The following is a 10,713-nucleotide window of genomic DNA, read 5'->3' on the forward strand; positions in this document are numbered from 1 at the left end:
GCGTCAACCCAGGAGAGACCGGTGACCACGATTGCAACCGACGGCGCCGCGGCGCCCCGCTCCGTCATCACATTCAACCGCCACGACCGGCGCGCCTTCATCGGCGGCTCGGATGTGCGCATCATCATGGGCCAGGACCAGGACGAGCTCATGCGCCTGTGGCAGGAAAAACGCGGCGAGGTCCTGCCGCAAGATTTGTCGCGCAACCTGATCGTCCAGCTTGGCAGTGCCACCGAAGACCTCAACCGCAGCTGGTACCAGAACGCCACCGGGTATGTGATCACCGACATCCAGAAGCGGGTGCAGCACCCCGTCCATGCCTGGATGGCGGCCACCCTGGACGGCATCGTCGCGCCGACCGGCGCGGTGTTCGAGGCGAAGTTCATGCTGCCCTGGGCTTTTAGCGAAGAGGCCGCGGCCGACAAGCACATGGCGCAGCTGCAGCACAACATGTGGGTGGTCGCCGCCCGCGCCGCGGTGCTCTCGATCATCACCGGCGGCGGCAAGTGGGTCGAGATCACCGTGCTTGCCGATCCGCTGTACCAGCACCTGCTGCTCACGGCCGAAAAGAAGTTCTGGCGCTGCGTGCAGAGCGGCGAGCCGCCGCTGCTGTTCGGGATCGAGACGCCTCGGCCGCGATTGGCCGCCGTGAAGGTGGTCGACATGACCGCATCCAATCTGTGGGCCGAATGCGCGGCGACCTATTTGCGCACCCGCGAGGCCCATAGCGAGCACGAACTGGCCAAGACCGAACTCAAGAAGCTGCTGCCCGAGGATGCCAAGGAAGCGTTCGGCCACGGCATTCGCGCCAAGCGCTCCAAGGCCGGCGCGATCAGCTTTGATCCGGTTGAAATGGAGGCCGTCCATGCACCGGGCCAGTGAGCATATCGGAGCGATCGCAGCAGCCTTGGCCCGCGCGCAAGCCGAACTAACCAATCCGGAAAAAACCCTGACCGCTCAGATTCGCTCGCCATTTCTGCGCGATGACGACCGCACCTTTCGCTACGCCTCGCTGGCCTCGGGCCTCGACATCGTGCGCAAGACCTTAAGCCAGCAGGAGATCGCCGCCATCCAGAGCACCCGGGTCGAGGGCAGCACCGGCCACATCCATCTCACCACCCTGCTCGCCCATTCCTCCGGCGAATGGATCTCCTCGGACTGGCCGGTCTGCGCCGCACGGGACATCGAGGCGCCGCACCGGATGGGCGCGGCGCTCACCTACGCCCGACGCTATGCCCTGTTCGCGCTGGTCGGGATCGCCGGCGAGGATGATCTTGACGCCCCTGATGCGGCCGCTGGTCCCCCCGCACCACCTAACCTCAAGGCCTCGCCCGGCAAGGGCGCTCTGAACCGTGCCCCGGTGCTGCGGCCGCGCGAGTCCGCCGCACTCCGGGAGCAGCTGTTGCGCCAGCTCGAAGCGCTGCCTGCCAGTACCGATCTGCTCAGCTGGGCCATGGCGAGCCTCCCGCTCAAGAACAGCCTGCAGGAGCCGGATGCCCGGGTGGTCGAGGCTGCTTATCAGGCCAAGCTTGAGGACGTTGGCCGCGCTCAGACCGAGCAGACGGCCGACTTGATTGGCATGCCAAGCCTGCCAGCAGCGCCTGCAGCTGACGCCGAGACCGCACTGCAGCCAGCGCTACCCGAGGCCGGGCTCGCCCATCCCAAGGAGCCGTCCCGCAAACGCAGCAAGACGCACCTGTTGTTTGTTAGCGGGCAGCCCTGCCTGGTGTGCCGGCAAACCCCGTGCGATGCCCATCATCTGAAATTCGCTCAAGCCCGGGCGCTCGGCCGCAAGGTCAGCGATGAGTTCACTGTCCCCCTGTGCCGCGCGCATCACCAGGAGCTGCATCAGCACGGCAATGAACGGGCGTGGTGGGCGAATCTGCAGATCGCGCCGTTGCCCGTGGCGCAGGAACTGTGGGCGGCGAGCCCCGTCCACGATCCCGCCAACGTCGCCGTCAGCGCCGCGTCGCTTGCGGCAAACCTGGATTCGGAGGCCGCCGGATGAACGGTCTGTTCCAAACCGCGCGCGAGCTCACCGTCACGTCGCTGCCGGTCGAGTTTGAGGCCTTGGCGCCCCCGCCCCTGCTGCTGCCGGGCGAACACCTCGAACACTACCAGGCGCTCCGGCAGGCGATCTTTGCCGATCTCGCGCCGCGGTCCGCCATCGAATGGCTCCTCGCCATTGACGTCGCCGAACAGTCCTGGGACATCCAGCGCTACCGCATGTTGCGGCATAAATTGCTCGAGACCTATCGCCAAAAGGCGGTTGAGGCGGCGCTGCGGCGCATCGATCTGGTCGGGATCGATTCCGAGTTCGAAGCGAAGGCCGAGTCCTACACGCGGCAGAATGCACTGAGCTGGCGGTGTGATCCCGTCGCTGCGACCGAGATCGACGCGCGGCTTGCGACCTATGGCTTCGACCAACACGCCATCACCACCGAAGTCTACGTTCAGGCGCGCGAGGTCCTGGTCCTGTTCGAGGGGCTGCTCAACGCCGCACAAACCAAGCGCATGCTGCTCCTTCGCGAGATCGGGAATCCACGCCTCGGAGGTGGAACGATGCGCGGCCGCGCTAGATTTGGTTCGCCGTCTCCAGATCCGGTACGGGTCACGCAAAAGAACCGCGCACGCTAGGACGGCTGCCAAAAAGCGCAGGACGCGCGCGTATTACTTCAGGCTCTCGAATACCACAAACTTGAACGCTCTAAGAATCCAGCCGAAACCGGGTCGGCCGCGGCAAGCAGCCCGATGGCTGAAGGCGCAGCTTCGCGCCGGCAAGAAGCTAAACGACCTGTTTATCAACCGCTCATCCGGGCAAAAGCCCGCCAGACTGGCTAGCCACGGGTCCGGGCGCTGGCGGGCGGTCGCCTATGGCCGCCGGCGCCACTTTCAGCCGTCCTCCTTGCCGTTGGGACCGCCGTCCCCCGCCGCCGCTGCACTTGCCGTTTTGCCTTGCACAATCTCCGCTCGAACCACAATGGCCGCTGAGTTCCTATAGGTGGAAAGCAACAAGGTCATCACCGGCGGGCTCACGGCGGCAAATCTTCCACAGCTCTTCAAGGTCTTCACTGTCAAGGCGGCTCATCGGCGTGATCCTGCAATCATCGGTCAATGAAAATTACCAGCCTACCCGTGGCAACGTTGCGTTCGCTGGCGGCCATGCACGGAGACACGACGCGCACCAATGTCCGCGACTGCGTCCCATCAGGAGCGGGCCACCTCCCTTTCGGGAATAATACAGTATCCGCACGTTTGACATTCTAAAAATAAATCCAGTATAATTTTAAATTACTTAGTTTTGAATTAACTTCGCTCATAAGCCTGTTCAGCGCGTAACGAGCCCTGGGCAGCCACACATACCGCGCACCAAAGCTCCGCTCTTTCCAAATAGAGGAAGCGAAAGGCAATTTATGACCCAAATCGAGGCTGGAGCAGCGTTCAGGCAATTGCGGTCTGGCTTCAATACGGCCTTCCGCCCAGGATTCTCGCTGCCGCGTCTGGGAGCCCTGATGAGCCGGGCCCTTACGGACACTCTCCTGGACCTTTCGGAACTAACAGTTCTCACCGAGGCTGCGACCGGCGCGTACGCCGTGACGGCCGTCCTCGCAGCGATGGCTGGGGCCAAACACGTCTATGCCTTCACGAGACCTACACGGCACGGCACCCCGGCTGACGCCAGGCAGCAGACTCTGGAGCTTGCAGATTCGGTCGGCGTGGCCGATCGCATCGACGTCTTGGAGCAGATCACCCCGGATATCCTCCATCAAACGGATATCGTAACCAACAGCGGCCATCTTCGGCCTCTTACCGCCGCGCTCATTGATAAGTTGCCAAGGCAGGCCGTCATCGCCTTGATGTTTGAGGCTTGGGAATTCCGCCCCAAGGACCTCGACATGGAAGCATGCTTACGGCGCGGAATTCCAATTGTCGGCGTGAACGAGCGTCACCCGTCAGTGGATGTCTTCTCGTTTCTCGGTCCGCTGTGCGTGAAGCAACTCCATGATTGCGGTTTGTCCGTTTACAGGAACCGCATTGCGGTGCTGTGCGACAACGACTTTGTTGACTCGCTCCGCGCCGGTCTCGCGAGCTCCGGAGCGAGCGTGGACATCTTCGACAACGTCCAGGATGTGTATTGCGACGAGTGGGACGCAATCGTCGTCGCGCTACGTCCGACGGCTGAGCCGCGCATCCGTTCGCCGGAAGCAACGCACCTCGCTGCCTGCGCACCCGGTCGTGCCATTATTGTGCAGTTCTGGGGCGACATGGATCGGACTGCATTGTCAGAAAATGGATTGGGCGCTTGGCCAACAACGCCTCCGGCATTGGGGCACATGGGCATTCTGCTGTCGGAGATTGGCCCTGATCCGATCGTGAGGCTGCAGGCAGGCGGCCTTCGCGCTGCCGAGTGGGTTCGGCGCAGCAGAGCTGTTTCGTCTGACGGATTCGCGCAGATCGTTACATAGGGCGGACAGCAAGCACTACAGCTCTAAATAGAATTGCAAGAAGCTGATACATCAGGGCGGAATAACGGTCGTGCATCACGCAAAAATACGAAGGCGCCCACGATTCAGTTACACAAGCAATAATCGGAGGGCAGTGTATTTAGATCAGTCCGCAAATTGTTTAAATCGAATATCAAATCATGCGAGAAACCGGAGGCGGCTTACGAATGCAGGCCCGGTCTTGCCCACACCCGTTTCAGCTCCAGTCTCCTCAGCGGCTCAATAAGGATGACCTTCTATGGCTAACTCTCGAAATTTTTTGGAGCAGATCAGCGGCGAGTATTTGACGCCTTCCATCAATCTCTCGGTAGATCAAAGACTCATGATGCTCGTTGCCGATCACGTCATTCGGAATCTGCCGAGCGTCGAGGGGCGTGTCCTCGAGCTAGGGGTGGGCCTTCAAGTGTGGACCCCAATGTTGTTGGCGAAATACAGCGATGTCACTACCGTAGACGGCGCCGCCTCGCTGCTCGACAGAATGAAGAACCAACTTGCAGGATTGGAGTGCGCGTTACGCTGGCACTCCGTCCCTAGCATGTTCGAGGATTTCACGCCTGCCACACCGTTCGATCTCGTCTTGGCGACCTATGTTCTCGAGCACGTGGACAATGCGAAGGCCGTGATTGAGCGCGCGCGAAAGCATTGGCTGACCAGAGGAGGCTTGTTGGCTGTTGCGGTTCCCCAAGCAACCAGCCTGCATCGCCGGCTGGCGGTTCATATGGGCTTGGCTCAGCACCCGGCTGAGCTTGGGGATTCTGATCGTAGGCTCGGCCATAAGCACTGTTTTACCCATACCCAGATGGAGACTTTGCTAATCGATGCCGGCTTCAGGATTCGAGAACGTCAAGGGATGCTCACCAAAGCGTTGCCCAACGCGTTGCTCGCGAATTGTGACGATCGACAGCTTAAGGGCCTTTTCGATCTTGGTCTGGAGTTGCCCATAGATTATGCTGCCGCAATCTATTTCCTCGCAGAGGCTGTTTAGTCAGCCGGAGGGTCGGCGAGCCCGGGAATCGTCATCAGGTAAGCAATCTCTGATTCGAGATCGTTGCACTCCTAAATTGGGCGATATTGTAGCTCCCGTGCCAGTACAGAGTTAGTCTTCGCGTGCATCGAGGAGGAGCGCCGACCAAGCTTGTTTCAACCGCGGATAATCCTCGCGCGACATCCGAAACGTGATTACGTCGTCACCGTTCCACCACGCGTTGTGAGCGATCTCTTCAATCTGAAAGCCGAGCCGGATATGAAAGTTTTTCGACGAACGATTCTTGCTTTGCGCCTTTGCTAGAACCACCGAAAGCCCTAGTTGCTCGAACGCGAACGTGAAAAGCAAATCGAATATTTCGGCAAGGAACAGCCGAGCGCCCGGATCGACGATCAGCCGCGCCACTTCCCCGCGTTTCGCCGCGAAATCCAGATTCGTGATAGCTACCGTGCCGGCCGGTTTTCTCGAACGTTTGAACTCGGCAATGAGATAATAGTCGTCCGCCCTGGCCTGATAGTTTCGGAAGAACTCTTCCTGCTGGGTCAGGGTCAGCTTTTCCCGGGTCATGAACTTGCCGAGAACGGGATCGTTTCGCCAAGCGATTATTTGCGGGGAGTCCTCCAGCCGGACCTCGCGGAGGACAAGATTGTTTCCTTCAGGAAGTCGTTTGAGATTCTCAGCCTTGGTGGAAAGCGTGCCCGCGCTCGGCAACTCTAGCTTCATATGCCCCGCCATCTATTGATTTCACCGTATTTTTAATATTTAACTTAATTGACCAGAACGTTATCATTATTTAATATGAGAGGCAATCATATGCTGCTGCTCTCCTCGAGGGAGGCTCGCTATTCTCGCTGCTGCACCCGTCTTGCCGGACCGGCCCGTAAATGATGCCGAACTTAAGTCCCTAGCGCTGTCAGGCGACGCCGCATTCTGGGGACATCTCGCCGCCCGCTCGCGGCAAGCGGCGAGTTTTTCCGAGCTGTTCTTTCTTTCTACGCTTCGAAAAAAGGCGAAGCTACGGACGGGCGAAAGTGTCCAGCCAAGACTCCGCCTCGCCTTGATTGGCGGCTACAATCTTTATCCGCTGCACGAATTGGTGGAACATCTCCTGGCTATTCGTGGAGTCGCGTCCGAACGTTTCCTCGGCGAGTACGATAACTTCGTCTCGGAAATACTCGACGGCTCGAGCCCGCTATACGCCTTCAAGCCGGATCTCGCCTTTATTCTGCCGAACGCGAGAAACTGCCGGTTTTCCGGCTCGCTCCTCGATGCCGTGGAACTCCAGCGGGAAGCTGCAGTTGGAGCCGCGGAGCACCTCCTCAACCTCGCGCAGACTTTCATCGCACGCTCGGGTGCGGCGGTGATTCTCGCCAATCTCGCGCTGCCCGGCGATCCGGATCTCGGCTCGTTTCGTTCACGCACGCTTGGCGCCGATTGGAGTTTCCGCAAGGCGGTAAACCTTGAGCTCGGGCTCCGGGCCCCGGCGGAGGTGCAAATCTGCGACGTCGAGTTCCTCTCGGCGCGCCGAGGGATCACGGCCGCACAGGATGCGCGAGCGTGGTATGAATCGAAGCAGCTCGGCTCGCCGGATTTTCTGGTGGACGTCGCGCAGGAGCTAAGCCTTCTGGTCGCCTCCCGTAAGCAAGACCCCAAGAAGGTGCTGGCAGTCGATCTCGATAACACGCTCTGGGGCGGCGTGATTGCGGAGGATGGCGTCGAAGGAATCGAGCTTGGCGACTCGTCTCCCCGCGGCGAAGCTTTCAAGGCTTTCCAGAAGTACCTCCTCGCGCTTTCCGAACGCGGTGTCCTGCTTGCGGTATGCAGCAAGAACGACCATGCGCGCGCGGTCGAGGTATTCGAGAAGCATCCCGAGATGATTCTCCGGCTGGAGCACTGCGCGGCCTTCAAAGCCAATTGGAACCCGAAGTCCGACAACCTGCAGCAGATCGCGGATGAACTCCGCCTTGGCCTCGACAGCTTCGTGTTCGTCGACGACAACCCGGCGGAGATCGAGATCGTGCGCCAGTTTCAGCCCCAGGTCGAAGGTGTGCTGCTCGGACCGGATCCCGCCGAATTCATCGGTCGCCTCCAGGCCGGGCGCCATTTCGAGCCACGGAACGTTACCGAGGAGGATCTCGGGCGGACGGCGCAGTATAGGCAGGAACAGCGACGTACGGAGCTCGCAGCGAGCGTAACCGACATGCCAGCCTACCTCGCCTCGCTTGAAATGCGAGGCACGATCAAGGAGTTCGACTCGCTCGACCTGCCCCGCATTGCCCAGCTGATCGCGCGCAGCAACCAGTTCAACCTGACCACGGTCCGTCGATCCGAAACTGATATCCACGGTCTCCTAGGGAAGCCGGACTACCGGAGCTTCACGATGCGGCTCGAGGATCGGTTCGGTGATTCCGGGCTCATCTCCGTGGTCATTGCAAAGATCGAGGCCGGCGTCTTCGTTCTGGATACCTGGCTCATGAGCTGCCGCGTGCTCAAGCGCCAGGTCGAGGACGAGATCGTGAACGAGATTTTTCGGCTTGCAGAGATCGCCGGCTGCGCAAAAGTGCGCGGCATTTATCTTCCGACGGAAAAAAATGGCATCGTTGCCGGAATCTACGAGGAGTTTGGCTTCGTACGTACGGAAGACTCCGCCGCCCGGAAGGAATTCGAGCTCGAGGTGGACAAGTATCAGATGCGTTCGACAAAGATCCGCATGACCAGGAGGGCTTATGAAGCAAGATGAAGTACTGGGGAAGTTGCAGGAGGTGTTCGACGGCATCTTCCTCGAGAAGGTCGCGGCCAAACCCGAGCTGTCGGCGGCCGACGTCGAGGAGTGGGACTCGCTTATGCAGATATCGCTCGTCATCGCCATCGAGCAGAAGTTTCGCGTACGTTTCCGCGTTGGCGAAGTCGAGGCGGCCCGAAATCTGGGTGAGTTCGCCGATCTGATCGCAAAGCGGATGGAGTCATAAGCTGAACATCGCGCGCGTGTTCGAGGCTGGCAAGCGAGCTACGCGCCTGCTTCATCGAAGCTTTTGGCCACGCTTGCCTCCTGATTGACACACGCGAAAGTGGTGAACTGCGCTCGTGACACGCGCCAGCTCCCTTCAAGATCAACAGAAGTTGACGCGAGGGCTTTTCTCGAACAGCAAAAATGCAGCTTCTATTTAATTATTTTTTATGTTATTTGATTTATTAATACGAATACTCCGCGCTGACGCTGCAACCCGCATAGGTCGGCGGCAAGTTTAGATCGCAAGCAATTACGCTGACTAGCCCCGGGAGTACAGAACGTGGCCACCACCACCACTCTGTTCACCACCCAGACACCGGTCTTCACCAACGCCACCGACGGAACAGGGGCGGATTACGAGCTGGGGATGCGCTTCACCAGCGACACGTCCGGCGTGATCCAGGCGATCCGGTACTACAAGGCCTCGAACGAGACCGGCACCCATATCGGCCACATCTGGTCGGCGACGGGCCAGGAGCTGGCGACCGTCACGTTCACCAATGAAAGCGCATCGGGCTGGCAGCAGATGACGCTCGCCACGCCGCTCACCATCACAGCCGGCACGACTTATGTGGTTTCGGTCAATATCAACAGCTACTACGTCGCCACCACGCAGGGCTTCGCGTCTGGCGTCAGCAATGGCGGCCTGAACGCTCCGGTCGGCGCCGGCGTCTTCGACTACACCGCGGGCGTCTTCCCCACCAACGTCTATCAGAACGCAAACTATTTCCGCGACGTCGTGTTCGCTGCGAGCGCGGCGAATCCCAATAATCACCCCGGTACGGTGAGCGTCAGCGGGACGCCGACGCAGAACCAGACCTTGACGGCGACGGTGAGCGATGCGGATGGAGTGCCGGCCGCCGTCACCTATCAGTGGCAGCAAAGCACGAACGGCACGACATGGAGCAACATCGCCGGCGTAACGGCGAGCACGCTGACCCTCGGCCAAGCCCAGGTCGGCAACTTCATCCGTGTCAATGCCGTCTACACGGACCTACTGGGCAGTCGCGAGACCCCGGTGAGCGCCGCGACCGCCACGGCGGTGGCCAATGTCAACGACGTCGGCGTCGTCACGATCAGCGGCACGGCGTCCCAGAACCAGACACTGGCGGCCAGCGTCACCGATCCTGACGGCGTCCCGGCGAGCATCACCTATCGCTGGCAGAGCAGCACCGACGGCACCACCTGGACGAACCTCGCTGCCACGACCTCCAGTCTCACCCTCGACAGCAGCCTGGTCGGCAAGCGGATCCGTGTGAGTGCTACCTACACCGACCTGCTCGGCGGCAGCGAGACCCCAACCAGCGCAGCCACGGCGACGGTTACAGCTGCGAGCACCACCACCACTTTGTTTACCACCCAGACGCCGTCCATCACCAACGCGACCGACGGGGTCGGCGCGGACTACGAGCTGGGGATGCGCTTCACCAGCGACACTTCCGGCGTGATCCAGGCGATCCGATATTACAAGGCCTCGAACGAGACCGGCACCCATGTCGGCCACATCTGGTCGGCAACGGGCCAGGAGCTAGCGACGGTCACGTTCACCAACGAAGGCACATCGGGCTGGCAGCAGGCGGCGCTCTCCACGCCGCTCACCATCACAGCCGGCACGACTTATGTGGTTTCGGTCAATATCAACAGCTACTACGTCTCCACCACGCAGGGCTTTGCATTTGGCGCCAACAATGGTGGCTTGAACGCTCCGGTCGGCGCCGGCGTCTTCGACTACACCGCGGGCGTCTTCCCCACCAACGTCTATCAGAATGCAAACTATTTCCGCGACGTCGTGTTCGCCCCATCCAACGTCATCGCACTCTTTAACACTTCAACGATCTATGTCAGTGAAGCGGCCGGCACGGCCACCGTCACCGTCGTGCGCTCCGGCGACCTCAGTTCTCAAAACACCGTTGAGTACACGACGAACGAAATCGGCACCGGCGGAAGCGCGACGGCAGGATCGGACTTCATCCAGCCCACCTTCAACGGTCGGGCGAACACCGGCCAGATCGTCTTCGCACCGGGCGAGAGCACGAAGAGCTTCACCATCCCGATCGTCAACGATCAACTGACCGAAGGCAACGAAACGTTCGCCATCGGCCTTCAAAATCCCGGCTCCGGCTCCCTCGGGGCTCCACGCACTGTGCTCGTAACCATCGTCGACGAAGACTCACCCGCCTCGATCGCTATGGCGGACGTCGTGATGAGTGTCG

General features: G+C 60.5%; 10 protein-coding genes. 8 read left to right on the plus strand and 2 right to left on the minus strand.

The features are described 5' to 3' along the window. Window positions 1-21: 21 nt before the first annotated feature. The 3 genes from IVB32_RS09560 to IVB32_RS09570 are packed head-to-tail and all read left to right on the plus strand — an operon-like array spanning window position 22 to window position 2,637. Entirely contained in the window at window positions 22-882 is an 861-nt protein-coding gene (locus tag IVB32_RS09560) for a YqaJ viral recombinase family protein (RefSeq protein WP_247410249.1), read from the plus strand. Then, the gene (locus IVB32_RS09565) at window positions 866-2,008 is read left to right on the plus strand and encodes an ERF family protein (protein ID WP_247370059.1); all 1,143 of its coding nucleotides are present in this window, start codon (window positions 866-868) and stop codon (window positions 2,006-2,008) included. The genes IVB32_RS09560 and IVB32_RS09565 overlap by 17 nt, the downstream gene beginning before the upstream one ends. Further along, window positions 2,005-2,637: a hypothetical protein gene (locus IVB32_RS09570; protein WP_247370062.1), complete on the plus strand. Its 633-nt coding sequence runs from the start codon at window positions 2,005-2,007 to the stop codon at window positions 2,635-2,637. The genes IVB32_RS09565 and IVB32_RS09570 overlap by 4 nt, the downstream gene beginning before the upstream one ends. A gap of 255 nt (window positions 2,638-2,892) precedes the next feature. On the opposite strand, the gene IVB32_RS09575 is transcribed toward IVB32_RS09570, so the two are convergent. Further along, window positions 2,893-3,072 (minus strand): hypothetical protein, encoded by a 180-nt coding sequence (locus tag IVB32_RS09575; protein ID WP_247410258.1) that lies wholly within the window; start codon window positions 3,070-3,072, stop codon window positions 2,893-2,895. A gap of 341 nt (window positions 3,073-3,413) precedes the next feature. Between IVB32_RS09575 and IVB32_RS09580 the strand changes: the two genes are divergently transcribed. Next, the gene (locus IVB32_RS09580; RefSeq protein ID WP_247370065.1) at window positions 3,414-4,466 is read left to right on the plus strand and encodes a hypothetical protein; all 1,053 of its coding nucleotides are present in this window, start codon (window positions 3,414-3,416) and stop codon (window positions 4,464-4,466) included. Between the two features lie 277 nt (window positions 4,467-4,743). Continuing rightward, a complete protein-coding gene (locus IVB32_RS09585; protein WP_247370068.1) occupies window positions 4,744-5,490 on the plus strand; it encodes a methyltransferase domain-containing protein in 747 nt (248 codons plus the stop codon). A gap of 111 nt (window positions 5,491-5,601) precedes the next feature. Here IVB32_RS09585 and IVB32_RS09590 read toward each other — a convergent pair whose 3' ends face one another. Next, window positions 5,602-6,213, minus strand: coding sequence for a GNAT family N-acetyltransferase (locus tag IVB32_RS09590; RefSeq protein WP_247370071.1), 612 nt, complete (start codon window positions 6,211-6,213; stop codon window positions 5,602-5,604). A 142-nt stretch (window positions 6,214-6,355) separates the two neighbouring features. Between IVB32_RS09590 and IVB32_RS09595 the strand changes: the two genes are divergently transcribed. From IVB32_RS09595 to IVB32_RS09605, 3 genes are all read left to right on the plus strand, one after another. Further along, window positions 6,356-8,230, plus strand: coding sequence for an HAD-IIIC family phosphatase (locus IVB32_RS09595; protein WP_247410251.1), 1,875 nt, complete (start codon window positions 6,356-6,358; stop codon window positions 8,228-8,230). Then, the gene (locus IVB32_RS09600; protein ID WP_247370077.1) at window positions 8,217-8,459 is read left to right on the plus strand and encodes a phosphopantetheine-binding protein; all 243 of its coding nucleotides are present in this window, start codon (window positions 8,217-8,219) and stop codon (window positions 8,457-8,459) included. Before IVB32_RS09595 ends, IVB32_RS09600 begins: the two co-directional genes overlap by 14 nt. A 321-nt stretch (window positions 8,460-8,780) precedes the next feature. Next, a partial coding sequence (locus IVB32_RS09605; RefSeq protein ID WP_247410253.1) for a DUF4082 domain-containing protein occupies window positions 8,781-10,713 on the plus strand: 1,933 nt, incomplete at its 3' end.

Source organism: Bradyrhizobium sp. 23, from assembly GCF_023073295.1.
Taxonomy (GTDB): Bacteria; Pseudomonadota; Alphaproteobacteria; order Rhizobiales; family Xanthobacteraceae; genus Bradyrhizobium; species Bradyrhizobium canariense_D.